25 protein-coding genes are annotated in these 25,505 nt (G+C 34.7%); 7 read left to right on the top strand and 18 right to left on the bottom strand.

Annotated elements, in window-relative coordinates; genetic code table 11:
* Positions 1-155: 155 nt before the first annotated feature.
* From ACIQXW_RS07575 to ACIQXW_RS07585, 3 genes are all read right to left on the bottom strand, one after another.
* Complete coding sequence (locus ACIQXW_RS07575) at positions 156-1,541, bottom strand: sensor histidine kinase (RefSeq protein WP_402760830.1); 1,386 nt, start codon at positions 1,539-1,541, stop codon at positions 156-158.
* A complete protein-coding gene (locus ACIQXW_RS07580; protein ID WP_401016817.1) occupies positions 1,538-2,215 on the bottom strand; it encodes a response regulator transcription factor in 678 nt (225 codons plus the stop codon). Before ACIQXW_RS07580 ends, ACIQXW_RS07575 begins: the two co-directional genes overlap by 4 nt.
* Positions 2,216-2,325: 110 nt before the next feature.
* Positions 2,326-4,353 (bottom strand): diguanylate cyclase domain-containing protein, encoded by a 2,028-nt coding sequence (locus tag ACIQXW_RS07585; protein ID WP_401016819.1) that lies wholly within the window; start codon positions 4,351-4,353, stop codon positions 2,326-2,328.
* A 550-nt stretch (positions 4,354-4,903) separates the two neighbouring features.
* Between ACIQXW_RS07585 and ACIQXW_RS07590 the strand changes: the two genes are divergently transcribed.
* A complete protein-coding gene (locus tag ACIQXW_RS07590) occupies positions 4,904-5,452 on the top strand; it encodes a GNAT family N-acetyltransferase (RefSeq protein ID WP_340824494.1) in 549 nt (182 codons plus the stop codon).
* Positions 5,453-5,508: 56 nt separating this feature from the next.
* On the opposite strand, the gene ACIQXW_RS07595 is transcribed toward ACIQXW_RS07590, so the two are convergent.
* Positions 5,509-6,585 (bottom strand): undecaprenyldiphospho-muramoylpentapeptide beta-N-acetylglucosaminyltransferase, encoded by a 1,077-nt coding sequence (locus ACIQXW_RS07595; RefSeq protein ID WP_402760833.1) that lies wholly within the window; start codon positions 6,583-6,585, stop codon positions 5,509-5,511.
* Positions 6,586-6,760: 175 nt separating this feature from the next.
* On the opposite strand from ACIQXW_RS07595, the gene ACIQXW_RS07600 reads away from it, so the two are divergent.
* Positions 6,761-8,110, top strand: coding sequence for an MATE family efflux transporter (locus tag ACIQXW_RS07600; protein WP_340824491.1), 1,350 nt, complete (start codon positions 6,761-6,763; stop codon positions 8,108-8,110).
* 68 nt (positions 8,111-8,178) lie between these two features.
* Here ACIQXW_RS07600 and ACIQXW_RS07605 read toward each other — a convergent pair whose 3' ends face one another.
* The 7 genes from ACIQXW_RS07605 to ACIQXW_RS07635 all read right to left on the bottom strand — a co-directional run bounded on the left by ACIQXW_RS07605 (position 8,179) and on the right by ACIQXW_RS07635 (position 16,579).
* A complete protein-coding gene (locus ACIQXW_RS07605; RefSeq protein ID WP_402760835.1) occupies positions 8,179-9,258 on the bottom strand; it encodes a Ger(x)C family spore germination protein in 1,080 nt (359 codons plus the stop codon).
* Positions 9,240-10,277 (bottom strand): GerAB/ArcD/ProY family transporter, encoded by a 1,038-nt coding sequence (locus ACIQXW_RS07610; RefSeq protein WP_340824489.1) that lies wholly within the window; start codon positions 10,275-10,277, stop codon positions 9,240-9,242. The genes ACIQXW_RS07605 and ACIQXW_RS07610 overlap by 19 nt, the downstream gene beginning before the upstream one ends.
* Entirely contained in the window at positions 10,274-11,707 is a 1,434-nt protein-coding gene (locus ACIQXW_RS07615) for a spore germination protein (RefSeq protein WP_401016827.1), read from the bottom strand. The genes ACIQXW_RS07610 and ACIQXW_RS07615 overlap by 4 nt, the downstream gene beginning before the upstream one ends.
* 178 nt (positions 11,708-11,885) lie before the next feature.
* The gene (locus tag ACIQXW_RS07620; protein ID WP_402760838.1) at positions 11,886-12,605 is read right to left on the bottom strand and encodes a CAP domain-containing protein; all 720 of its coding nucleotides are present in this window, start codon (positions 12,603-12,605) and stop codon (positions 11,886-11,888) included.
* A gap of 378 nt (positions 12,606-12,983) precedes the next feature.
* Positions 12,984-13,886, bottom strand: coding sequence for a CobW family GTP-binding protein (locus ACIQXW_RS07625; RefSeq protein WP_340824486.1), 903 nt, complete (start codon positions 13,884-13,886; stop codon positions 12,984-12,986).
* 68 nt (positions 13,887-13,954) lie between these two features.
* Positions 13,955-15,472, bottom strand: coding sequence for a lmo1851 family serine protease (locus ACIQXW_RS07630; RefSeq protein WP_340824485.1), 1,518 nt, complete (start codon positions 15,470-15,472; stop codon positions 13,955-13,957).
* 366 nt (positions 15,473-15,838) lie between these two features.
* The gene (locus ACIQXW_RS07635; RefSeq protein WP_401016835.1) at positions 15,839-16,579 is read right to left on the bottom strand and encodes an N-acetylmuramoyl-L-alanine amidase; all 741 of its coding nucleotides are present in this window, start codon (positions 16,577-16,579) and stop codon (positions 15,839-15,841) included.
* Positions 16,580-17,064: 485 nt separating this feature from the next.
* On the opposite strand from ACIQXW_RS07635, the gene ACIQXW_RS07640 reads away from it, so the two are divergent.
* The 4 genes from ACIQXW_RS07640 (at position 17,065) to ACIQXW_RS07655 (ending at position 18,833) form a co-directional block, all read left to right on the top strand.
* Complete coding sequence (locus tag ACIQXW_RS07640; RefSeq protein WP_340824483.1) at positions 17,065-17,331, top strand: translation initiation factor 2; 267 nt, start codon at positions 17,065-17,067, stop codon at positions 17,329-17,331.
* Positions 17,332-17,722: 391 nt separating this feature from the next.
* Positions 17,723-18,022 (top strand): hypothetical protein, encoded by a 300-nt coding sequence (locus tag ACIQXW_RS07645; RefSeq protein ID WP_401016838.1) that lies wholly within the window; start codon positions 17,723-17,725, stop codon positions 18,020-18,022.
* A gap of 88 nt (positions 18,023-18,110) precedes the next feature.
* Positions 18,111-18,311 carry a hypothetical protein gene (locus ACIQXW_RS07650; protein WP_340824480.1) on the top strand — a complete coding sequence of 67 codons (201 nt, stop codon included), beginning with the start codon at positions 18,111-18,113 and terminating at the stop codon, positions 18,309-18,311.
* 201 nt (positions 18,312-18,512) lie between these two features.
* Positions 18,513-18,833 (top strand): DUF3139 domain-containing protein, encoded by a 321-nt coding sequence (locus ACIQXW_RS07655; RefSeq protein ID WP_402762477.1) that lies wholly within the window; start codon positions 18,513-18,515, stop codon positions 18,831-18,833.
* Positions 18,834-19,349: 516 nt separating this feature from the next.
* Here the strand turns inward: ACIQXW_RS07655 and ACIQXW_RS07660 are convergent.
* The 6 genes from ACIQXW_RS07660 to ACIQXW_RS07685 form a co-directional block, all read right to left on the bottom strand.
* Positions 19,350-20,198, bottom strand: a complete 849-nt coding sequence (locus ACIQXW_RS07660) for a hypothetical protein (protein ID WP_402760841.1) — start codon at positions 20,196-20,198, stop codon at positions 19,350-19,352.
* A gap of 170 nt (positions 20,199-20,368) precedes the next feature.
* Complete coding sequence (locus ACIQXW_RS07665; RefSeq protein ID WP_401016842.1) at positions 20,369-20,902, bottom strand: hypothetical protein; 534 nt, start codon at positions 20,900-20,902, stop codon at positions 20,369-20,371.
* A 99-nt stretch (positions 20,903-21,001) separates the two neighbouring features.
* Entirely contained in the window at positions 21,002-21,262 is a 261-nt protein-coding gene (locus ACIQXW_RS07670) for a hypothetical protein (RefSeq protein WP_401016844.1), read from the bottom strand.
* Between the two features lie 206 nt (positions 21,263-21,468).
* Positions 21,469-22,026: a hypothetical protein gene (locus ACIQXW_RS07675; RefSeq protein WP_402760844.1), complete on the bottom strand. Its 558-nt coding sequence runs from the start codon at positions 22,024-22,026 to the stop codon at positions 21,469-21,471.
* A gap of 22 nt (positions 22,027-22,048) precedes the next feature.
* On the bottom strand, positions 22,049-22,369 hold the full coding sequence (locus ACIQXW_RS07680) for a hypothetical protein (protein WP_402760846.1): 321 nt from the start codon (positions 22,367-22,369) through the stop codon (positions 22,049-22,051).
* 79 nt (positions 22,370-22,448) lie between these two features.
* A complete protein-coding gene (locus tag ACIQXW_RS07685) occupies positions 22,449-22,775 on the bottom strand; it encodes a pyrophosphohydrolase domain-containing protein (protein WP_402762479.1) in 327 nt (108 codons plus the stop codon).
* 211 nt (positions 22,776-22,986) lie between these two features.
* Between ACIQXW_RS07685 and ACIQXW_RS07690 the strand changes: the two genes are divergently transcribed.
* Positions 22,987-23,607: a flavin reductase family protein gene (locus tag ACIQXW_RS07690; RefSeq protein ID WP_402760848.1), complete on the top strand. Its 621-nt coding sequence runs from the start codon at positions 22,987-22,989 to the stop codon at positions 23,605-23,607.
* 237 nt (positions 23,608-23,844) lie between these two features.
* On the opposite strand, the gene ACIQXW_RS07695 is transcribed toward ACIQXW_RS07690, so the two are convergent.
* Entirely contained in the window at positions 23,845-25,335 is a 1,491-nt protein-coding gene (locus tag ACIQXW_RS07695; RefSeq protein WP_340824471.1) for an MFS transporter, read from the bottom strand.
* Positions 25,336-25,505 lie beyond the last annotated feature (170 nt).

Consider the following 25,505-nt stretch of genomic DNA (forward strand, 5'->3'; position numbering starts at 1 on the left):
CTTTTAAAGGATGTTTGACACAAGTTATCCATATTTTAAAGAACGTTTTTTCCATCTCAATCTTACTACTCTTCACAAAAAATACAACACTTTTTAGCAAATTAAGCAATTTTTTTCCCGAAGGCTAAAAATCTTAAATAAACCGCGCATTTTCTTTAATATTTTAGCGGTATCCTCAACAAGAAAACGGTTCCAACATTTTCTTCACTCTTGACTTCTATCGAAGCATTGTATTTTTCAAGTAACATTTTAGAGATACTGAGACCTAAGCCTGTACCGCCAATTTGGCGATTTCTTGCCTCATCAACCCGATAAAAACGATCAAAAATATATGGCAAATTATTTTCAGCTATACCAATACCGTTATCAGCGATTTGAATTTGCATTTCATCTTCCTGTATCGAAAGGGAAATATTTACTTCCGGAACTTTTTCACAATAACGAATCGCATTTTCTACAATGTTGCGAACTACTTGACTAAGTGCATTAGATGTTATAAACACCGCCCCTATTCCACCATTTTTCGACAGCGTTATTTTTGCTGTTGGGTATAATAGCGCCATTTCTTCTATCACACTTTTAATTACATCTATTGGGTTTGCTTCACTCATCTCATCTTTTTCTTCCCGTCGTGCAAGCTCCAGTAACTCTTCAATCATTTTACGCATTCTTGTAATTTCCGTCAGTGATGTGTCTATTGACTCTTCAAGAATAGCAGGATCGTCTTTGCCCCAGCGTTTCAATAATGAGAGATGTCCCTCTATCGCCTGAATCGGTGTCCGTAATTCATGGGAAGCATCTGCGACAAATTGTTGCTGTTGAGCAAATGATATTTGCAGTTCATTCATCATTGCATTGTACATTTTTAACAAGTCGCCAATTTCATCATTTGATGTATAGGATAGCTGAATTGGTTCATTAAAACCTTGATCCATTACTGTTTTCATTGATGCACGTAATGCATGAAGTGGCTTCGTTAAATAATTTGCTAAATAATACCCAATGGAACCTGAAAGTAATAATGCGCCAACTCCTGCAATGAGCATAGCAGTCAACAAATAACGCATTAATGATTCAAAACGTGTTAACGGATGTATCACTTGAATATATACTTGAAAAAAACCAAGTTGTAACGGTTCGTTCACAACATACGCATCTTTTTTGTCAATAGTCGTCTGGACAATTGACCCCATCGAAGAAAGCGGTGCAGCTTGTGAGGCATTATTAATACGTAAAATTTCAATACCATCATTATTAAATAGTCGGACAGTTTGGTCACGATCGACAATTGATTTCAATAATCCCGTATTTTGCTGAATTTGTTGTATTGAGATGTTTGGCCCTTGTGACTCTAAGAATGAAACGACATCATCTCTTGTTCGTTTCACTTTACTTCCTTCATCATTTAAAAGCCAAGTATGCAGTGATACATATACGACTATACAAATAATCGCATAGCTTATAAAAATAACTGCACTAGATGTTAACATCCATTTTCTTTGTAATGATAGATTGCTTAAGTATTCCTTTATTTTTTTCATTCGCGCATCACGTACCCTACTCCACGAACAGTCTCAATATAGGCATTTGAATTACCGGGTAGTTTTGTCCGTAAATGGCGAATATATACATCAACGACATTTGTCTCGATATCAGCATCATATCCCCAAACAGAAGTTAGAATTAGCTCACGTGTACATACACGATTTTTTTGTTCTATTAATAGCTTTAACAAATCATATTCGGTTTTAGTCAGATCAAGTTTTTTACCTTGAACCAATACCTCGTATGCATCAATGTCAATTTCAATATCCCGAAATTGAAGTGTGTCCCCTCCTATTTTTTCGTTAGGCTCTACACGGCGCAAAATAGTTCGTATACGTGCAAGCAATTCTTCGATTGCAAATGGCTTCACTATGTAATCATCAGCCCCAGCATCTAAACCAGCAACTCTATCCATTACTGCGTCTCTAGCGGTAAGTAAAATTATCGGTACCTGGGATTGAGTACGAACCCTGCGACAAATTTCAATTCCATTAATACTAGGTAGCATCACATCGAGTAATAGCACATCATAATCTTCCGTTGTGGCAAATGCTAGCCCTTCTCGCCCATCGAAGGCAACGTTTACATTATAGCCCTCATGTTGTAACTCTAGTTCTACAAATCGGGCAATATGCTTCTCATCTTCTACTAAAAGTATTTTTTTAGGCATCTGATCACCTTCTAATTTCAAAATATAAACATCATCTTTATTATAGTACTAGCATAACATCAATTAAAAAGCCTGTACCACAAGTAAATACTCGTTTGTACAGACTTTTTTTAAAGTGGTCCAGTAATAAATAAATTATTTTTTCCGCATTCCTTCGCTTTATATAAAGCTTGGTCTGCTAGATCCATTAGCGACTCAAGAGTTGTTGCGTGGTCAGGATAATAAGCAATCCCAATAGATGCAGTAGGTGCAAAGAAATACTTTTCTATAGTCCATCCATTTTTCAATTCATTGCGAATACGGTTAATAATATGCATTATCTGAACTTGTCTTTCATCTGGATTCCGCGTTAAACCCGTTAAAATAATGATAAATTCATCTCCACCCATTCGGATGACTAAATCATGACTACGTACAGATGTTATTAGCACATTACCGAAATTACGGATAAAATCATCACCCATATCATGCCCATAACGATCATTTACATCCTTAAAGTCATCTCCATCAATATAAAGCATTGCAATACAAGTACCTTTTGCATGTGCGTCCGAAAGTAGTTTAGGGAATTCTTTCAATAAAAACCTTCGATTCGGTAACTGAGTTAGGCTATCGTGATAGGCTAAATATAGCAAATCATTTTCTCGTTCTTTTCGATGAGTAATTTCACGTGAAACCATTATTATTTGGGAAATTGTTTCGCGTTCTGTATCATGCACTACCGTTACATTTCCTTCAGTCCAAACAGGCGTACCATCCTTTGACTTAAGCAAAAGTTCAAACTGCGTGTCCGACTTAGCAGTAAAATCATTTAGAAATGCTTGCCACGCTGGCTTACTTTGCTCCTCGATTATACTATTGTAAAACTGTCCCTGTAATTCAACAATCTCATAGCCTAAATACATCCTATAGGACGGTGAAGCATAAATAATAATGCCATCCTCATTGATGATGACAATTAAATCATTTGTATTTTCAGTAATTAATCGGAAAGTACGCTCAATATTTTTCAATTCCGTTAACATTCTCTTCTTGTCCGTAATATCATAGTTAATGGATAAATATTGTTCCACTTTGCCAAATTCATTTTTCAATGGCACAATGGCTGCCTCTACCCAATAGTCTGCATGATATTTGGTGCGATAGCACAGCTCCCCTCTCCAAACCTCCCCCAATACAAGGGATTCGTTGATTGTTTGAAAAACTCCTTTTTTATTATTACGTGGCTCGATAAGATTATAAGGTTGACCAATTAGCTCTTCAGCTGTAAATCCCGAAGCATTTAAAAATAAATCATTAACTTCCATAATCGTGCCTTCGTTATCTAAAATAGCAATAGAAGTTGCGAAATTTAAAGCCGCCTTAAACACTTCGAGACCATGGGTTTTTGAACGTAGCTCTGCCTTTTGCTCGGTAAATTGTGTAAAATCTTGCATGATAAGAAAAATAGCAAAGGAGTTATCACCTTGCATTACTGGTGACAACGATACTAAATACATGCGCTCCTGTTTATCCAATGTATGAAGCTTAATCAGCTTTTCACCAATATTTTCGCCCATTGCAGCCCTTTGTAAATAGTTTTGTATTTTCTCAATTTCCTCATGAGGGATAATAGGTAAGTCAATGAACGGCTGATGTTTCACCATATCATTATCTAAATTAAAATCTTCTATGAAGCTTGTATTTACTTCATATATAGTACCTTCTGCAGATAAAATGACTGTTGAAAAATAAGCATGATCGAACATTGATCGCATAAATAAAAATTTATCTTCAATACTTCTGTCATATAAGATTTCTTTTGTAATAGCTAAAATATAATAATCATCCCCGTCTTTTATTGGCCGGACAGAGGTCTCATATTTTCTAACTTCTGATTTAACATAAGCATAATCCACATAATCGATTTGTTGATGCTGTTCAATAGCTCGGTGATAATTTTCTTGAATAATGACAAAATTCCGACGAGAAGTAACAGCAGACAGCATTTTCCCAAGGGCATTAGTAGATACCAGAACTTGGGCAGCCTGATTTAAGCGAACATATTGATAATCGTCTCCTACTTTTTTCATTAAATAGACGAAATCTTCTCCAATAAATAGTTGATTGAAAAGTTTTTCGCTTAAAAGATATTCCATAATGTCACTCTCCATTATAAAGTCACATATATATAAATTCGTTATAAATGGTATTTATTTATAACATAAAAATTACACTAATATTATACCATATATACATTCGTTTAACTTTCTTGAATTAAGAAAGATTCTATCCTTTTTGGAGAAAAATTTGATGAAATTTTACTAAAAAATCAAGAAAACGATACTAAGGTAATACCATTTTCGCCATTTTGATGTAATATAATACTATAATAGACTTTTTATCCATATATAACATAAGAATACAAAAGGTGTTTTTTCTCTATTATTCTGAATTAACTGACAATTAAACTTATTTTTTGTTTAAAAGAGCAAATTGATTGCACCAAGCAGTAGACTTGTTATATTATATCAATAAAACTAGCCATTTTTCGGTATGGTCGCAAAATCAGTAAGACTGCGGGAGATTATGGATATCATAGTTATAACGTCTAGTTCTTTGGGTTTTTAATTCCAGTACGAATTTTAGTTTTATTCTTTATGCTTTAACGGAATTGTTTTGACTACCCTTGTAAAGGAGGCGTTTCGTATGCTTAAACATCGAGACCTTCATGAATGTACAGAGCTTTATGAGCTATTATCGCATCCATCTGTTTTTCCCTTCGTCCGTCAAAAAGCCAAATCGGCGGATGAATACTGGTTTATGACCAAGCAACTAATCGAAGAAGAAGCGAGAGGGCTCGCTATCTCAAGGACAATTACCGATGATTGGGGGCAACCAATCGGCACCATTAGCATTCATGATGTTGAGGACGGTGCGGGCTTCCTCGGAACGTGGATAGGACTCCCCTATCAAGGGCAAGGTTACAACCAAAAGGCAAAAATGCTTTTTTTGAATGAATTATTTTTTGATTATAATTTCAATACGGTTTTCCTTCGTATTCGAGTAGAAAATATTAAATCACAGCGTGCCGCATTAAAGTTACCTTATGTTGTAGATGCAAATGATAGTCACCCTACATTATTAGCACAAGTTAATAGTGGAGAGGCACAATTTAATTTATATAAAATCCCACGTGACTTGTTCTATCTGACAACTGCCAATCAAACACAAGAAGGCGAAGAACAAGCAATGTAATAGAAACAATCAAAAAAGCAATGTGTACTGTTTATCATAACAGCACACATTGCTTTTTATTTTTTATATTGTAATATTAACTTCGCCATCTCATCTGGCGTTTTCGGTCTTTGGGTTTTTGCCATCGTGGCTGTCATTTCGGATTTTCGCTCGGTTAATGTATATACCGATTTTATGAAAGATTCCTTCGTTAGTTCCTCTTCTTGCAATACTTCGGCATATCCTTGTTTTTTGAATAAGTTTGCATTCAAAATTTGATCGCCACGACTTTTTTGTGCAGAAAGAGGAATTAATAACATTGGTTTATGAAGTGCTAAAAATTCAAAAATAGAATTAGATCCTGCACGTGAAACGACAAAATCGGCTGCATGGAGCAAATCAGGTAATTCAGTTGTCACGTAGTCAAATTGTTTATAGCCAGGCATTGACTCTAAGCTTTCATCTTTATTCCCTTTTCCACATAAATGAATGACTTGGAATGTTTGAAGTAATTCAGGTAAATTATGGCGTAATGCGTCATTTAACACTACAGAGCCAAGGCTTCCACCCATAACTAAAAGAACGGGTTTAGCTGCTGTAAAACCACAGAACGAAAGACCTTTTGCTTTGTCACCATTAAATAATTCTTCACGAATAATGGAACCAGTACATGTTGCTTTTTCATTTGGTAAATGCTGTAGCGTTTCTTCAAAAATAGTGAAAATATGAGAAGCAAAAGGTAGGGCAATTTTATTTGCCAATCCAGGCGTAACATCGGATTCATGTATAACGACTGGTACACCAGCCAATTTAGCTGCCATTACTACAGGTACAGAGACAAAACCACCTTTCGAAAAGATGACCTCTGGCTTCACTTTTTTTATAATACTAAACGCTTGCATAATCCCAGCAAGCACTTTAAAAGGATCTGTAAAGTTCTTCATAGAGAAATAACGACGCAATTTCCCGCTTGCTATCCCATAGAAAGGGACTTTAGGAAATGCCTCGCCTATTAATTCTTTTTCAATACCTTGCTCTGAACCAATATAGTGGACATCATAACCTAGTTCAAGTAAAGAAGGTAATATCGCTTGGTTAAGTGATACATGGCCTGCTGTCCCACCACCGGTTAAAATGATTGTAAGTTGTTTCACGTAAATTCTCCTATTCCTTAAAAGCCATTGTAGCCAACCGCTACTTTTTGTTTACAGTCTTTTATTTTACTATATGCGAAGGAAAAGATATAGATGAAGCTTTTAATTTTTCAGTCATATTATGTCTACTCTATGCTATACTAATTCATTATGCTTATAAAGGAAGTTACTCACTATGGATCAAACTAAAACGTTAAAACAAAAGTATGCTTTAATTTTAAAAATCATTGTGCCGATTTTAGTCACCCAAGTAGCTATTTATCTTATCTCTTTTTTCGATATTTTAATGTCTAGCCGCTACGGAACAGCCGATTTAGCTGGGGTTTCAATAGGTTCATCCATTTGGATGCCTATTTATACGGGACTTTCTGGTATTCTATTGGCGATCACGCCGATTGTGTCCCAACTCGTTGGAGCAAAGAAAGAACACGCTGCTAAAAAGGCTGTACAGCAAGGCTTATATGTTGCACTTGTTCTTTCTGCCATAATATTTATTTTATTATTTTTCGGGCTCGATTGGATACTTGGAAATATGCAATTAGAAGAAGCAGTACATAACATTGCCAAATCCTATATTCATGCAATGTGCGTTGGACTTATACCACTTTTTTTATTTTTTGTCCTACGTTGCTTTATCGATGCGTTAGGTCAAACACGTGTAACAATGATTATAACGCTACTTGCAACACCTATTAATATTTTATTAAATTACATTTTCATTTTCGGCAAATTCGGTGCGCCGGAGCTTGGCGGTGTTGGTGCTGGTGTCGCTACCGCTATTACTTACTGGTTACTTTTCTTTATTACCGTTTGGATAGTAGCCAAGCGGGTGCCTTTTGAACACTTTCATATATTCCGAGAATGGCCTAAGCTGGAATGGTTAAGCTGGAAAGAGATTTTAGTTATTGGTGTGCCAATCGGCATCTCCTTATTTGCGGAAACAAGTATATTTTCTGCCGTGACGATGATGATGAGTAGCTTTAGTACTGAAATTATTGCTGCACATCAAATCGCAATTAACTTTACATCGTTGTTATATATGGTTCCTCTTAGTATTTCAATGGGTGTTACGATTTTAGTAGGTTTCGAAATTGGCGCTGGTCGACTACGTGATGCAAAAATTTATAGTTATTTATGCGTTGGGACTGCCATTGTATTTAGCTTTTTTTCAGCTTGTATTCTTTACTTACTACGCGAACAAATCGCGACAATGTATTCAACGGATCAGTTAGTTTTAAAATATGCACAACAATTTTTAGTATTTGCTGCCATTTTCCAGCTATCAGATTCTATTCAGGCTCCAGTACAAGGAGCTTTAAGAGGATACAAAGATGTAACGATAACATTCATTATGGCGATTATTTCCTATTGGATTATCGGATTACCTACAGGTTATTTACTAGCTAACTATACTGACTTCGGGCCAGTTGGATATTGGCTTGGGCTTGTAGCTGGCCTATCTGCTGGAGCTATTACATTATTAATACGCCTACTGCTCGTACAAAAAAGATTCGTTTTACGATAAATACAACGCAAAAATGTTGAATATGAACATTTTTGCGTTGTTTTCTATATCAAAGACTAAAGTCCTTACTATCGGAGAATCCCTGTACGAATAATCGAAACTTTCACTTTCGGTTCTAATGTAAGTGATGCAAATTGCTCGTGCCAGTCATCCTTAAGCATTTTTGGATGATAGGCACGAATATATCGACCTATCGCTAACGTATCTGACTTCTGTTCTTGTAGTATTAGAAGCACTTCCTCAAAGTCAGCTTGAATTCTTTGTTGAAAATTATCTTCTAGCGCTTTTAACGTATCCTTCTTATACAAATGATTCTTTGAAAACTCATCAATTTCTAAATCGATCTTATAGTCCATCGTTATTTTTCCCATGGCTTCGTTGATTGTCCACTTTCTTTTTAAATGAATGACCTCTGAAGTGACAGGTATTTCCTTATCATTTAAATTCATCATATATTCAATACGTGCATGTTGACTTGCTTCATCCATTAATAAAAGCATACTTAACGATTGTTTAGGATTTAAGATTTTCCCTGTAAATACCTGACCAGAAAACAAAGCAACCCCTGCTGCATCTGCTATATTTTTTTCTTCATTCATTTTTATATAGGGGATTGATATATCTATTGCATCATCAAACAGCGTCGAGCCAATCATTTGTAAATCAAGTTTAGGGTAAATTGTATTTTTCTCAGTACTTTCAATAAAGCGCTGATAGTACCCCCCTGCATTGTCTGTTACTTCCTTAGTTAACTCAATAAAAGGCTTTACATCCCCTTCAGTCAACGCAACTTTAATAGATATCGGATTTTGAGGATCACGAAAATAAATATCTAAAATATCATAAAGAGGTTCTTTTACAGTATCACTTGAAATGAGCAGTGTCGCTAATTCAGACAAATCTAATGTTTGTTCCACTTTCATGTCCGCTTTATTACGGATATCGCGTGGAGAAATACCTTCCGCTTCTATTACCATTATTTTGCTTTTGTTATCAATTAACTTAGGGTAAGCGTAATATCCTTTATATTCTCCTACTTTCCCTTCAACTCCAACGAGTGACACAACTGACGAGTTTTTATATAAACGCTCATCCCAACAACCAGCGAGGAATACAATCAACAGTAATATTATCCCTTTTCGATGCACTCTTTCCCCCTCCATTTATTCCAAAAAATAATGAGTATCGGCAATAGAAAGGTAAAAATTAAAAATATATAATGGAAGGAACTTTTCATAAATTCAATCACTCTAAATTTAACAAAAAAAAGCGGGACAATTGCTAGCAACACATGATAAACAATAATTTGCAACTTAGGTCGTTTTCTTTCTTTTACAAAATGGATGATTCTAAAGGTAAAATTCACAATCATTACAGTCACGATTGACCAAGATAACCAAATATACACAAAGAAAATATCAAGTCGCTTCACAAATGTCACTTCTTGCGATTTTAAAATATAAATGATCGGCTCTGGCACTAGTTTAATTTCCTCAATAGTAAAAAACATTTGAGAAAAAAGCACTGAGATTAAATAAAATACAAAAATTACAAGCTGATATATAAATATCGGCTTGCCCTTTAAAGTTAACTCCTTTTGTAAAAAGGGGCGAAATATTAAAAACATTTCTGCGCCCATAAATGCAAATGCTCCATGAATAAAGCCCTGAATGATTTCTTTTTTATTAGTAAAATCAAGCGGAAATAAGTTTGTCCAAGTGAGATCTGGTACCGCTAGCATTAAAAAAATGATAAATATAAATACGAGCGGAATAAGCATCACACCAATATTGATTACTGTTTCTGGTCGACTTAAATTGGCATATAACGATAGTGCCACAATAAAAAAGATGACAATCCATTCGGGTGTTTGAGGTAAAACCCATGATGCTAATACAAATTCCATATAGGCTATAAATGACGCCAACATTAAAAACCAGTAAATTTTATAGACCCATTGAAAAAATGTATTCAAATAAAAATAACGATAATAACGTTCAAAAAATATTAATAAAAAATAATGCCATATTGCTGCTACGATAAATAGCACCCAAGCCATATTTCTACTTTCACTAATTAATGGCGTTTGAAAGGATATATAAATAAATCCTGTTTCAATAAAAAATAATAGTAAAAAAAATTGTCCTTTAGATAGGGAAAAATTCAAGGTGTATCACCATTCTTTACGCTATTATCCTTCGGAGGACTAAACGTTGTGACTTGGACAGTTGGTTTGAAATACGGCCCTCGTACAAACACTTTGTATAATTCCTTTGGCTGAAATGGCACAATTGGAGCAAAGTATGGTTGTTTCAAAGAACTTAAATTAATCAAGTGAATCAATAACACAACAACGCCAATGACAATACCGAAAAAACCAAATAATGAGGCGAGCAACATAAATGGAAATCGAAGCATACGAATTGATGTATTTAGCTCTACGGAAGGTACTACATAGCTTGAAATTGCGGTTAAAGCGACTACTATCACCATTAAATTTGATACTAAGCCAGCACTTACAATAGCATCCCCTATTACTAATCCTCCCACGATGCCTATTGTCTGACCTACTGATTGTGGCAATCGTATACTGGATTCTCGAATGAGCTCCATAATAATTTCTAAAATAAGAGCCTCGATTAACGGTCGATAAGGTATTTCATTTACGTCACTCTTTACTTGATTACTCAACTCTAAAGGAAGTACTTCAAAGTGAAAACTGATAATCGCAATATAAAATGCAGGTAAGAAAACAGCTGCAAGAAAAGACATTAACCGGACTATCCGATAAAAGGAACCAACCAACACACGACCATTATAATCGTCAGGCGATTGATAAAAGGAAAAAAACGTTACAGGTGCTATTAAGGCAGTTGGAGAAATATTCGTTAACAATACGACTTTACCTTCTACTAAATTAGCCACAACGCGATCAGGTCTCTCCGTATTTAGCAATTGTGGAAAAGGCGACCAAACAGAATCCTCTAACTCATCACTTAATTGGCCAACACTATAAAAATATTCAATGTTAATGGCGTCAATACGTTTTTCAATCTCATCCAAAGTTTCAGGCTTTATGACCCCATCAATATATAAGTAATACGCTTTCGTATTTGTCTCTTTACCGATTGAAAAAGATTTAACTACAAGCGCTGGATTATGAATTCGTTTCCGTAATAATGCTAGATTTGTTTCGAGGCCCTCGACAAGACCCTCATGTGATCCTCGAAGAACATGCTCATTATTAGGTTCGTCAGGATTTCGTTGTACTTGGTTCACAACAGTAAGAGAAAGCATTTCACCAGATTCAGGTATAACAATTAGTGTTTCGCCATTACAAATGTGCTCAATAGCTAGTGGTAGAGAAAATGGCTCAAGTGTGGTTATTAACGTTTCACTCCAAAAGGGCTTGTTTGTATCTAAACGTGCATAAATAGTATCGAGTACTCTTTGCACTTCTTTTGCATCTACGAGCGAGGAATAAAAGCATAAAATAGCAGACGTTCCTTCTCGCCAGTCTACTTGTCTCACTGTAAAATCAGACGAATGATTAAATGCTTTTTGTAGGCTTTTCATCATTAATTCCACTTTATCCATAAAACGCCTCCTATACTTGGAAGTATAGGCAAAAAAGGCTTTTCTCAAACTGCTATGTCTTCTTTTTAATTGTTCAGTTTTCTGTTCTTTTCAACATAAAAAGACGCCCAATAAGTCTTAAAGACTTATTGGACATCCCATTATTGCATTGTTTAGTTTCTCGTAAACATTGACATTATTATTTTTGAATAAATTGTTGTGTCCAGTAGTTTCCAGACTTCACATAACCAACACCAATATGTGTGTAATTAGCATTTAAAATATTAGCGCGGTGACCTGGTGAATCCATCCAAGCTTGTACTACCTCTTGAGGTGTACGTTGACCTTGAGCGATATTTTCACCGGCACTCTTATAAGTAATACCTAAAGCTTTCATACGATCAAATGGTGAACCGAAAGTTGGGCTAGTATGTGAGAAATACTTTTTCGATTGCATATCTTGAGATTTTTCTCGAGCAGCAGCCATTAATTTATCATCTGTTTGTAATGCTTTTAAACCAGCTTTTGTACGCTCAGCATTCGTTAATTTTACTACCTCTTGTTCAAAAGCACTCACATCCGATGTTGTTGTCGTCGGTGTAGAAGTAGTCGGTGGTGTCGTAGTTGTATTATTTTGTTGATTTGTTTGTTGATTTGTTTGTTGATTTGTTTGTTGATTTGTTTGTTGATTTGTTTGTTGATTTGTTTGTTGATTTGTTTGAGTATCTTTAGATGGTGTTGTCGTATGTGGTTTAGTTACAACCCACTTGTGATTTGACCAATTATTATAATAGTAAACTTTACAGTTTGTAGTCTGATTTGCTGTGTTCCCCTCTGTAGTATTAGAAGCAGCAGAAGCCAACTGAATTGGAGCTGCTAAAAGAAATGTTGCACAAATTGCAGTAAGTGTTTTTTTCATTTTGCAATCTCTCCTCTCTGCAACCTATCGTAAAGTACGATTCTATTAAAAATGTTCCCAACATCTGCTAGCTTCTCCAATAGAAAAGTAGTTTACGTTAAACAGGGGTTTTTTTGTTATAATTTTTAGCAAGTTTCACCATGCTATGCAATACTTACGTTTTATATAGGGTTGACAATACTCAAAATGAAGCTATTTATAGACTATGTTTTTTTAAAAAGAACAGTATATTACTGTAGCAATCCATTAAATGTAGGAATAAAATTTTATAAAATCTGAGATAAAATAAAAAAATTCTGCTCGGACCTACTGGATAGCTTGACGCTATCTTGTAGGTGTACGCGCAGAAATACTCTTAAAACCTATTTTCAGCTTAATTTAATCAATACCAATTACATTAACACGCCCAATATTTTCACCTATTAAAACAAGCTTCGCTGGCATTTTAATGTATTCTGGAAGCCATTGCACCATTCCATAGGCATATTGGAACAGCATTGGATTTTTAACACCTTCGATTGGAACGTAGCCCTTCATCCGATAAACCGAATCTGGCAATGTTCTTACCCAATCCTCAAATTGCTCCTGTGTAAAGTGAACACCGTCGAACTCCACTAAACGAGAGCCTAAATGCATTGATGATATAGGTGCTTTAATAATATTTTGTTTATCGATTTGCACCGTAGCCGTTAAACTTTCAAGTAAATGTAATGGTACACGTCCATTAGTAGTTTGCAAAATAAAAGCATGTGGATTAAAACCTTGTAGCTCATAAACTACTTTAGCTTGCTCCGCTTCGCTTAGTAAATCCGTTTTGTTGGCCAGTAATAAATGCGCATGGCGTATTTGTTCCATAAATAATGTACGAACTTGTGGTGTTAATGTTTCACGATCTAACCATAGCTTAGAGTCTGCAACTGTGACAATACCCTTTACATTTAACTGCTCGGCAAAAATGGGAGAATAGACAGCATCCAATGCTTCTACAGGATGAGCAGCACCAGTAGTTTCGATAATTAGAACATCAAATTCACTATCTAATAGTAGAGATTGAATTTGAGCCTCTGTTTTTTCAGCACCTGAACAACAAATACAGCCTTCTAGCATCTCTTTAAGAGGAACATCCTCTTCCACTGCTTGTGAGTCAAATGGCAGCTTACCAAGCTCATTCATAATAACAGCTGGCTTTAATCCCTTTTCTTTTAGTTGACGAATTACATCTGTCAGCATCGAAGTCTTACCGCTTCCTAGAAACCCACTAAATAAATATACGTCCTTCACAATCATTCCTCCTATAAAAAAAGCCGTCGCATAGGCCGTACGAGACGACTTGTGCGACAGCTACTGTGTTAGTTAGTTTTTTTCTCAGTTTCATCTTTAGCATCAGAAATCAGTTCTTTTGCTTTTAAAAGTTGAGGATCTTCTGATTTCATTTTTGCACGTAACGCATCCATTAATGCATAAGTTGTTTCGTTCGATAAAATACCTGTTTCTTCAAGCTTATTGTCAGCTTGCAGTTTTTTCACCGCACGCTCTGTAAACTGGTCAAAGATACCGTCAGCTTTACCAGGCTCATATCCTAGCACCTCAAGCATTTCTTCAGCCACTTTAATTGAGTCTGATTGCAAGCCGTCTTTCATTTCAATCGTTGGATCTATAATTGGTAAAGAAGCATATGCAGGATAAGCAACTTTTACATCTGGTTCAATACCTTTTTCATTAATCCAGTTACCGTTTGGTGTTAACCATTTACCAGTAGTGAATTTTAAATTAGAACCATCTTTTAACGGCGTAACATTTTGTACTGTCCCTTTACCGAAAGAAGTTTCACCAACAATTTTAGCACCAACTGACTCTTTTAAAGCGGCAGCTAAAATTTCTGATGCAGAAGCACTTCCATTATCAACTAATACAGTTACAGGTAAATTGTACTTTTTCCCTGCTGCAGCATTCGTAATTTCAGGCTCTTCATCTTTTTGTTGCACTTGCACAATCGGTTTACCTTCTGGCACAAATAAATTAGAAATTTCAACTGCTGCATTTAAATACCCACCAGGATTTTGGCGTAAATCAAGGACAATCCCTTTCATGCCTTTTCCTTCGTATTCAGCAAGTATTTTTTCTAGCTCTTTTGCTGTTTCTTCACTAAACGATGTAATTTGAATATGCGCAATATCTCCATCTAGCATTTCACCATACACCGTTTCAACAGGAATATCATCCCGAACAATCGTCATTTGAATTGGCTCAGCATTTTCTCCGCGTTTCACAGTTAGTTTAACAGGAGTACCTTTTTCACCACGAATTAGTGCAACTGCTTCAGAAGCGCTAAATCCTTGTATACTTTTGCCGTCAACAGTTAAAATGATGTCTTTTGGCAATAATCCCGCTTTTTCAGCAGGTGAATTTTTAATAGGTGACACAACAGTAATAAAACCATTACGTTCTTGAATTTCAGCGCCAATTCCCTGGAAGCTTGAAGATAATCCAGAGTTAAACTGTTCTGCTTCATCTTTCACCATGAAATCAGAATATGGATCTTCTAATGCATCAAACATGCCGTTAATAGCACCATCCACTACTTTTTCATCATCAATATCTTTGTAGTATTTGTCTTTTAGCATATCAAATGCTTCGTATAATTTTGTAAATTCCGCACGTTCTATCGGAACTTTTACTTCTACTACTTTCTTTTCACCGAATGTTAACGCAAAAATTGTTAAGCCTGCGGTAATTAAGATTGTAAAGAACATCAGCATAATAAATTTAAACGGTTTCATCTGAATAAATTGTCCCGCTGGTTTTACCTCTACTTGCTGAGTTTGCTCTTGCTGTTGTTCTAAACCATCTTTTTTCTGTTCATCCATCTTGATTGTCACCACTCTCATATACACTAACTTGTTGTCACACTATTACCATCTTAACAGGTTATAGAGAAGACGAAAAGAAAAAGCGTGTCAAAATTTCATGACAGCTCTTGTCCCTCTATTAACTTCATAAAATTGCACCTTAAAAACGTCGTTTTTCCTAGACAATTTTCTCTGAATAGAACAGCATCTCTATAAAAGCTTTCTATTTGCAATTTATAAATAAAAAGCGCCTCAGATACCTTCCTGAGGCACATCTATGCTCTTAGCTGCTAAGTTTAAAGTATATAATAGTACTGCTTTTCTATTTTACTCATTTCCTATATGCAGTCAACTAAAATACTCATAGATTTTGTTTTATAGTAATTAAGCTTCTACAATATATGTTACTAGTGCTAATTTAGCTGTTTTTATTTTATTTTCTGCACTTTTGGCAGCAGATAGACCTGTAAATGTTCCCGTTTTCACACGATATTGCGCGCCATCCTGTTCAATATAAGCAACCCAGCCAAAACGTTTCTGCATTATATCTACTACGCTGACAGCTGCATTACGATTACTATATGTTCCAGTGATAATACGGTACTTCATTGACTCGGTTGGTGGTTTTTCGGGCTGTGGCGTATCAATACTTGTAATCATTTTCAAAAAATTAGTCCAGGAGACTTTCCCCGCACGTATATTTCTCGGACAGTTTTTGCCACTGAAATAATGATGCTGAACGACATTTTGGATTGATATATTTTCATCTTTCATGATTTTTGCTATTAAAGCTGCTGCATTTTCTACAGCCTTATTAAAATTGCCATCACTATTTACACATATTTCAACCTGAATTCCTTGCGTATTTCCTATATAAGTTCCCGCTCCCCAGCATTCCCAATAGTGCTCAAAAGATTGTACTGCCTCATGATCATCTACTTGCCAATGCCAGCTTGCCGCTCTGCTATTACCATTAATTTGTAGTCTAGCATGGGCATCTGCATCTGCTCCTACGCTCGTATTATCGGTTTCATGGACAACAATATATTTTTTTGCATTGTTTTTCCCATTCGTAATCTTGGCTGCTTGATTTGCGGATACTAATTTTTGTCTTATTGATACCACGCGATTACCCCCCTCCTATTAAAATACATTTCATATCTTTATAGTGATTCATTAGAAAACCGACTACTTAAATTGTAATCGGTCCAAATAACGAGCATTATTGTTTAACTTATTGCTCTAGTCTCGTCACTTGCCATTAGTAACATCCATATGAAATGATGTTTAATTCTATAGTATGCGCTATTGCCAAGTTCAGTTGTGTTTTTATATCCACTCTATTACGTAAAACGCCTAAAGCTATTGCATCTCACCTTTTGATTTATTGTTGCGTCATTCCAAAGGTGGTTTTGTTACAGAACATCATTTTTTCTGAAATTGACATGAACGAAAATCATCTGCAAGTGTTGCTCTTTAAAATGCCCTTCAGCATACTATTTAACAGAATGTCTCAAGAAAGCATGATATCCATTCCCCTTTTTTGTCTCGGGCGCATAAGATAGTCATAAGATAACCGAGAATTAAAAGGAATTAGGGAGGGCTTTACAATGAACAACAATCAAAACAATTCAAACCAATCTACGGATTCACTCGATATTTACGCTGCAAAGCTTGCCTATATAGGGACGTCCATTTCAACATTAGGAGATGGCATTCAAACCATTGCCGCGGGGCTCACTTTAGAATCATTAAAAAAAGCAAGCAACCAAAGTTCACAAGACTTACCGAACCAAACAAAACAGACAGAAAACATGCAAAAGCAAATCGATTATTTAATAGCTGAATTAAAACATATAAAAAAATATTTGAAATAAAATACAAGCATTGATCGTCAAATATCTTTAGCCATGCATCTAACCCATTTACATAATTAAAGCTCCCATAGTGAATTGTGAAAATCCGTAATGAAGCATTCATCCAAACCTCTATAGCTAGAGGTTTGGATTTTTTGTTGAATGAACAATAACTTGGTGCATTCTCATTAAATTCTCCAATTCATCATTATATACAGTTATATATTTTAGAAGAGGACAAACTAGAAATTTGGTCAATTAAGCAATGTGAAAAGGTGAAAATCAATCTTACAATCATGCTGATGACACATATTTCAATCACTACCATTTTTCCAATTAGCTTCCATATAAGACTTTTTTATGTTACAATTTTTGTAAATATTTCTTTGTAACAAAGTGAGGTGAACCTGGCATGTCCTATATGAACGATTTACAATACTACTTAGACAGTAGTTCTATCGGTGTTATTGTAGAAATTTTATTGGTTACTTCTTGTATGGCAACAATCGTTTTTATTGCAACTAAAAATCAATATATCTCTTATTTATCATCGGCACCTATATTTTATTTCATTTCTAAATGGTTCTATCAAAATACGCATTTAATTTTCATCGTACTTGCGATGACTGTACAAGCACTAATTATTTTATGTATCCAAAAGAAACAAAATAGTAATGAAGAAGCCTTAAAGAGCGAAATGATAAAACAATGATTCTACTTTTTATACTGGACTTGCATATAGGACAGAATTAGCTAGAAGTAAGTCCAGTGTATTACATACATAATGGAGGATACTCGAAATGAGCCGAACAGTCACTTTTGCTGTAAATACTAAATATGAAGAAAGAATACAAGAGACATTTACTTTTGCACAATTAGGAATTGACGAAAAGATGAATAACGAAGAAACGAAAATGACCATAGAAAAAATCTTTGAATCGTGGGTTTATACAAAACTCAATATTTCTTACAGTATCGTTTTCAATATGGATAGTGAATAGCGTTTTGTATCCATGTATTACGATAAGTTGTGATGAATCACTGACAATCCTTAAATACTGCTCTTCCCCAGTATTTATTGACTCCCCTAGTTAATAGCTCAGTATACCTTGCGTCTTTTCCGTAATATCCCATTTCACATGGTACAATGAATTAAAAAAAGTACTAGCTCGACTAGGTAGGTGAAGTTGTAAAAATTTATTATTTTCACGATACTCTTCATTGTGCTATGTCCATATTGCCTTGTGCAAATTAAGAAACAATTTTATGAACATAAAGTTCACAACTATTTAATAGAAGAAATCAAGTATACAGAAGGTGATATTCAATCAATTGAATGCCAATGGTATTTAGGAGGATTACCAAACTATTCGGTGGATGTTATTTTTACGGATGAGCCAGATGTTGTCTATATTTATTTTGTTCATCATAAAGAACACATAGGTCAGTTTGAACACTATACAATTTACGGCAAAACGCTGCCGCCAGAACAATTAAAACATTATAAGCCTTATGATTATTAGCTGACACCAAAACATGGATACAATACATCTATTTTTATAGTCGTGATTTTTTTGTTAGATCACTTGTTATGTATATAACTGTCTTTAATGAAACATTTAAAGGTTTGGATTTTCATTATAGTAGCTGTCCTTCTTAAATCGGGAAATTTGGGCATCAATAATTTTTTTGAAGAGGTGATTGCATGGAGAGGTTTGAAGTTTCATTTAAAAATAAAGCTGTAAGGGTTTGGTTTTACACGGTTTTCCCCGCAATAATCATTGCCATAGCACTTTTTATAATTTTGCCTTATGAACAAAATCGATATGCTTCATTAGGTCTTTCAGCTGTTACCACTTTGTATTTTATTTGGTTCGCGTTTTATTTAAAAAAAAATCGCAATTAATGGCTATCGCTATCCCTCGCGCAAGATTGTCTTGCTTTAGTACATAAAATTTTGAACTCCCCTTTGAACACTTTGATTCATTTGCAAAAAAGAGGCGCGTTCCATCTATGGTACGCGCTTTAGAATGAATCGATTATTTTTTCTTGTTCCTTAACTTTTTTATTAAATCATCAAAGTATTGGACTGCTTCGTGCACAGCAGATTTTTTAGCTAATTCAATTCCCTTTTGGATAGAACGATTCGCCTCATCTAATTTTTTTGCCTTCATTTGGGCATCTGCGAGGCAATACCAATAATACCAAGCATCCATTTGTGAAATTTTATCGTGATAAAATTTTTCGATGTTCGGATAGTATTTCGAATAGGAAGCTTCATCATAAACTAACTTTTCGCCATTCCATTTTAGGACATCCACTAAATAGCTATCACCAATGTAAAGTTGCCAAATTGCTATAGCCACTTTTTGTTTTTCATTTACAACATCCATTTTATTATAAGGAATTTCTGCAATCTTTTTTAATGAATGATTACCCCATTGGAAAACTTCAAGTTCACTTCCGATTGCTGCACCGATTGTAACACTGAATAAATACTCTTTTATGCCATCACCTGTAATGTCTATCAAACCAGAAAAGTCCAAACTTACACCTTCCGTTATTGTTTCCCACACCTTTTGCCATCCGGTCTGGTCCTTTTTGAGAACAATTGCACCAAAATGGGAAGGAGCAGGTTGATCTTTTGCTTTTATTTCAAACGTAAAAATGATTTCTTCCTGCCCATCGTTGTTAAAATCATAAAATTGAATGGACTTTGTGGAGACAGGCATATTGGGATTGATAAGTGAGGAGTTCGTCGGCATAAATGCCTTAACAATTTGCATGAAATCTTCTTCTTGTTGCTCATTCGCGTGAACAACAAGCGATAAAGCATTCACAACCACGAGTGACAGCATTGAAATTAGCAATATTTTCTTCACCAACATATCTCCTATTCAAATAAAAACAATGATTATTTGTAGTATGGACGAATTTAGTGAAGTAATGCTTTTTTCAAAAAGACCGCAAAAGAAGCAGTTTTTAAAGTGGATACCATTCACAAGATTTTAAGCAACTTAATTTCTTACTAGCTCACCACATAATAGAGAACATGTTATCAATAGTCTATCGTATTTGCTATTTGAACAAGCGTTTCAGCTGTTACTTTATCTGCCACATCTCTATCAATACTAAACACGTATTGCCAATTATCTCTTTCGATAACTAATAAATTAAATCCAATTTTCGGATTATCAATATAAAGTGCATTATTACCATTTTCCAATTTGAAAACATTTGACATATACTTTTCAAAGTTGATTTTTTGCTCAATAGGTCGAATATCAATTTTATAATGGTTTTGAGGACATTCATCACTTATCATCATTACTTCTAAATGATGATCAGAATTAAACCGTCCAAACTGATGTGTAAAGGTTATTGGTGGAACCCGAAGTGGCAGTTTAAGTTCTTGATTAAAATATTGTTCAAAATCTTTTATTGCAGCTTCAATAGTTTTGTATCCTATTTCAGGAAGAAATTGCTCTATCGGTTGAGGACGATCATTTAAATTTGCATAAACTGATTTATTAATTGTTCCATATAGGAAAATATTTACGAAAAACAATGAAAGCAGTATATTTTTCGCCATTTTTATCGCTCCTAAATTATATTTAAGTATATTTTCTCCAAAAAAATGAACACTATCCTTTCTTACTTCTGATGTAAGTGAAGGATTGTGTTCTATAACCTAAAAATTAATAATTTCCATAACAGTGGTTAGGAACATTGCGATGGTTAATAATATCCATAAACCAATTAGCAAAAAGTCCGAGATTGTTTTTTTGCCTTTTTTTAAATCTTGTATTTTAGTCACTAGCATTATTATAGCTACTATTGTCATAACGATATTCGTAAGATGAGCATATCTAAAACTAAGTAGTGCAAGCAGTAAAAGTACAACACCAAAAATAATTTTTATCTTTTGAAACTTCGTATACGATTTTTTCATCTTTTCTGCTCCCTTCAATCAATTTCTGTGCTCAACCTTCTCAGGTTCAATGCATAAATGGCTTTCATGCACATCTTATACAAGTGGAATACTTTTAATAAGCAAGTTAATGTGCCACTTTCACGAACTTAGTATATATATGCGATGATTGTAAAAGAAGCGATTGCCCTAATTCGCACAATCGCTTTCCTTCGTTTTCAATGAAATTAATGTCCAAAAAAATCCACTTTTGTTTTAGCATAACTTGAATTAAAAATAACCCCTTCGCCATTTAACCATTGGACATTATCTATTCCGAGTACATCTAGATCGTCAGGAGTGGAACTACTTTCATGTGTTATTATTGTTACCTTATCTTTGTTTATCTTCTTTATCACTCCAGGAAAAGTGGTGTTGCGATAAAAGTTGTATATATGGGTAGTTTCTCCTAATGTGGCATTTCGATGTTCGATTGTCAATGTTTCTTTTCCAGATGGTGATGTAACAGAGTCAATAGTAAAATCCTTAATAGAATGAACGAAAATAATTACTACGAGGATTAGAAATGCAATAATAGATATCGCAATTAACTCAAAAGTACTAATATTAAAAGATCTAACGAACAAAAAAATTGCAATGACCGTTATCATTGCTGGGATTGGTATTCCTGAATATTTAAGAAATGCAAAATAATAATGATTTATACTTAATTGAAAAATAAGCAAATCGACTGCTAAAACAAAAATTAACAAAAGTGTCGTAGGTTTTTTCAAGGTTTTTAACAATTAATCATACCCTTTCGCACTTCTAGTTAGCAGTTTGCAATCTTTTACGAAATACAATTAGCGTTAAAATATTCAAAATGACAGTTACGCCAAGAAGAACTGTTGCAGCAAAAATGACACCTCCTGTTGTGTCCATAAGCGCACTCCAATCCTCAATATTAACGAGATGGTATTGATAGTACATTTGAAAAATAAGAGAAATAGCACAAGCACTCAAACTCAAACTAGAAAGCAATCCCCATATTTTAAAGTCGTTCTTTTTAGATTGCATAAGTCCAACGACAGGAAGTAGCCATGCAATGAGACCAATCACTAAACTGCCAATATTAAGTAAACCAATCACTATAAAACCCCCTCTTCATGCTTACAATTTCCATTTAATTAGCATTTAGACGTTCAGGCTAGACAAATAGTTCCAATTTTCATCTATCCTCTACATCAATTAAATAAATTGCCTTTTCAAATCCCCCACGTTTAGCCTTCTTCTGCTCACGAATTGCTTCTAAATCTTCATAACTTACACCTAACGCATGGATAGCTGTATGTATTAGTTCTAAAAGATCGGCTAATTCTTCAACACTCTCCTGAACGTTATTTGCCTCATGAAACTCTTTCGCTTCTTCCAACATTTTTGCTTTTACTTCTACTAGAAGGTCCTGTGGTTCTAAAATTCTTGCATTATACTTTAAACCATCTGCTTCAATAATTTCTAAAATCTGATCTCTTACTAACTTATTATAAACAGGAATTGTCATTCTCCTTATTAGTGGCATATCACACTTTTATTGTAATATATTTCTAGTTAATTTTTAGCTCTATTCGGTAGTTTATAAATAGGCACAACAACATTCTCTAATGTTAAAGAAAATTTCATATGTAATCGACACTTCGATACTTCTCGAAATATAAATATTTTACAATGAATTTTGAAAATAAGAATAATTAGTAGGAGGAATGAAAATGAAAATAATAAAGCAAAAAACCATCCAGCATACAAAAAATATTAATCCTAAAATTTTATATTATGGATTCCCTGTAATTTTACTAAGTACTTTGAATGAGGATGGAACAGTGAATATTAGCCCTTTATCATCTTCTTGGGCATTAGGAGACTATATTGTATTAGGTGTTGGCATTGGTGGGAAGGCAATTGAAAATTTAGAACGACATCCTGAATGTGTCATTAATATACCAGACCCCTCACTTTGGGAGAATGTTGAACAGTTAGCCCCTTTTACAGGGAAAAATCCAGTTCCTGAATATAAAAAGCAAAATGGCTATACTTATAAAAAAGAGAAATATGATATTAGTGGATTAACGCCTATTAAGGCTACTTTAGTAAAACCTACTCGGATTATGGAATGTCCCATTCAAATTGAGGCAAAGGTTAAACACATACGTATCCCAGACTATTCTCCTCATTTTGCCATTGTCGAAACACAAGCACTACACGTACATGCACATACGGAAATTATTATTGAAGAAAATCATATTGATCCAAATAAATGGAGCCCACTTATTTATAATTTCCGTCATTACTTTGCTCTTGGTAACAAGTTAGGTAACAATTTTCGAGCATAGAAATGTTGAAGACGTAATAGAAGAACTAATAAGCAATTCCACCTAGACAATAAATTTTCTGATACTTAACCGAAAGATTAAATGTAAAGAAAAAGCAATCGACTTCTTCAATGCCATTTTATAAAATGGTCGCTTTTAGTCGGTTGCTTTTTTCTTATTTTAGCGTTTTTATAACCCTTGCTCTATAAGCTACTCTTGCATAGCAGCCTCTACAAACATCCAATATGTTGCCTAATTTCACTTTTCACCTTCCAAGCGATCCTCAATTCGCCCTTCAATCTCTTTCTTTTCTTCGTGCCACCATAATGCTTCTTCGGGATCTTCTAAAATCTCTTTTATTTCAGCTTTCTCTTCAACAGCTGGCGGGGAACCTCGAAGTGCCATGCCTGAAGTATCTTTTAGAAAGATGGAAACAACAATAATACCGACAACAGATGCAAATATAACATAGTAGGCAGGTACCATTTCATTCATCGTTTTGCTAATTAACCATGATACAAGTAAAGGTGTTGTACCACCGAACAATGACGCAGAAATATTAAATGTTATCGCCAATGCCCCATTCCTCACATTTGTAAAAAATAAGGAGGGCAATAGTGCTGGCATTGTTCCTTGAAAAGAAGCGGAAAATACTGCTAGAATCAATAACCCCCAAAATACATGTAATGTGTTTCCGCTACCAATCAAATTAAACGAAGGTATACTTAAAAAGATTAGTCCGATTAACCCCCCTTGAATAATCTTTTTCGCTCCTATGCGGTCACTAAAATACCCCATTAATAGAACAATTGGAATCATAATAACCATTACAATGACAATTAATAAAAGCCCTTCTGCTTCTCCATATCCAAGAACAGCCGTTAAATGAGATGGCATATAAGATAAAACGATATAGTTTACAACAATGTAAAAGAAAACAACAAACATTCCGACAACTATTGCTCTCCAATGAAATTGTAAAATATTTTTTACAGATATATGATTATCATCTTCTGATTTTTTTTCTTTCATTGCTTCAAAAGCAGGTGTTTCTTCTAAATTATTTCGCAAATAAAAGCCAATTAAACCAATAGGGGCTGATAAGAAAAATGGAATTCGCCAACCCCAATCTAACATTGTTTGCTCCCCTAAAATATAAGTAAGTAAAGTAACAAGACTAGCTCCTGCGATATAGCCAACTAAGGTTCCAACCTCAAGACCACTTGACATAAACCCTCTTTTCTTATCTGGCGTGGACTCGGCAATAAACGTCATAGCACCCGAATATTCTCCACCCGATGAAAATCCTTGAACTAAACGTGCAATGAGTAAAAGTACAGTGGCAGTATACCCTATGGATGAATGAGCTGGAATTAAGCCAATACTCAATGTCGCTAGTGCCATCATGACTAAGGTAATAGCTAAGACTTTTTTACGGCCTAAACGGTCCCCGAGCATCCCAAAGAAAATACCTCCAATAGGTCGAGCAATAAAGGCTACAGCAAACGTCGCAAAAGAAAATACTAATTGCATAGGACCACTTACTTCAGGAAAAAATACTTGTCCAATGGTAGCAGCTAAATAAGAGTAAATTCCAAAATCAAACCATTCCATTCCATTACCAACAGCAGTTGCTATAACAGCCTTTCGGGCGGAACTCGTGTCAACAACAGTAATTTCTTCTTTTTTCAACTTTGGTTTCGATTTTCTTTTAAATTTTGGGCTATTAAGGTTATTGTAATCAGCCAATCGAAATCCTCCTCGTTGTTAAAATTAATTGATACTATTGTTAAGCTATCCAATATGTGATTTATTATTAATTCCTTTAAAGTAAAAATCCAAAATCCCATCGAAAATGCCTTACTAATCAAAGTTATTTGAAAAAAGAATAAAAACGAATTCTTATAGGAGCATCAGGA

Source organism: Lysinibacillus sp. NPDC097162 (assembly GCF_044762185.1).
In the GTDB taxonomy this organism is placed as follows: domain Bacteria; phylum Bacillota; class Bacilli; order Bacillales_A; family Planococcaceae; genus Lysinibacillus.

Coding starts and splice junctions, on each gene's coding strand:
- ACIQXW_RS07575 (WP_402760830.1), bottom strand. CDS start 1,541: ATGAAAAAAATAAAGGAATACTTAAGCAATCTATCATTACAAAGAAAA.
- ACIQXW_RS07580 (WP_401016817.1), bottom strand. CDS start 2,215: ATGCCTAAAAAAATACTTTTAGTAGAAGATGAGAAGCATATTGCCCGA.
- ACIQXW_RS07585 (WP_401016819.1), bottom strand. CDS start 4,353: ATGGAATATCTTTTAAGCGAAAAACTTTTCAATCAACTATTTATTGGA.
- ACIQXW_RS07590 (WP_340824494.1), top strand. CDS start 4,904: ATGCTTAAACATCGAGACCTTCATGAATGTACAGAGCTTTATGAGCTA.
- ACIQXW_RS07600 (WP_340824491.1), top strand. CDS start 6,761: ATGGATCAAACTAAAACGTTAAAACAAAAGTATGCTTTAATTTTAAAA.
- ACIQXW_RS07615 (WP_401016827.1), bottom strand. CDS start 11,707: ATGGATAAAGTGGAATTAATGATGAAAAGCCTACAAAAAGCATTTAAT.
- ACIQXW_RS07620 (WP_402760838.1), bottom strand. CDS start 12,605: ATGAAAAAAACACTTACTGCAATTTGTGCAACATTTCTTTTAGCAGCT.
- ACIQXW_RS07630 (WP_340824485.1), bottom strand. CDS start 15,472: ATGGATGAACAGAAAAAAGATGGTTTAGAACAACAGCAAGAGCAAACT.
- ACIQXW_RS07640 (WP_340824483.1), top strand. CDS start 17,065: ATGAACAACAATCAAAACAATTCAAACCAATCTACGGATTCACTCGAT.
- ACIQXW_RS07645 (WP_401016838.1), top strand. CDS start 17,723: ATGTCCTATATGAACGATTTACAATACTACTTAGACAGTAGTTCTATC.
- ACIQXW_RS07650 (WP_340824480.1), top strand. CDS start 18,111: ATGAGCCGAACAGTCACTTTTGCTGTAAATACTAAATATGAAGAAAGA.
- ACIQXW_RS07660 (WP_402760841.1), bottom strand. CDS start 20,198: ATGTTGGTGAAGAAAATATTGCTAATTTCAATGCTGTCACTCGTGGTT.
- ACIQXW_RS07665 (WP_401016842.1), bottom strand. CDS start 20,902: ATGGCGAAAAATATACTGCTTTCATTGTTTTTCGTAAATATTTTCCTA.
- ACIQXW_RS07670 (WP_401016844.1), bottom strand. CDS start 21,262: ATGAAAAAATCGTATACGAAGTTTCAAAAGATAAAAATTATTTTTGGT.
- ACIQXW_RS07690 (WP_402760848.1), top strand. CDS start 22,987: ATGAAAATAATAAAGCAAAAAACCATCCAGCATACAAAAAATATTAAT.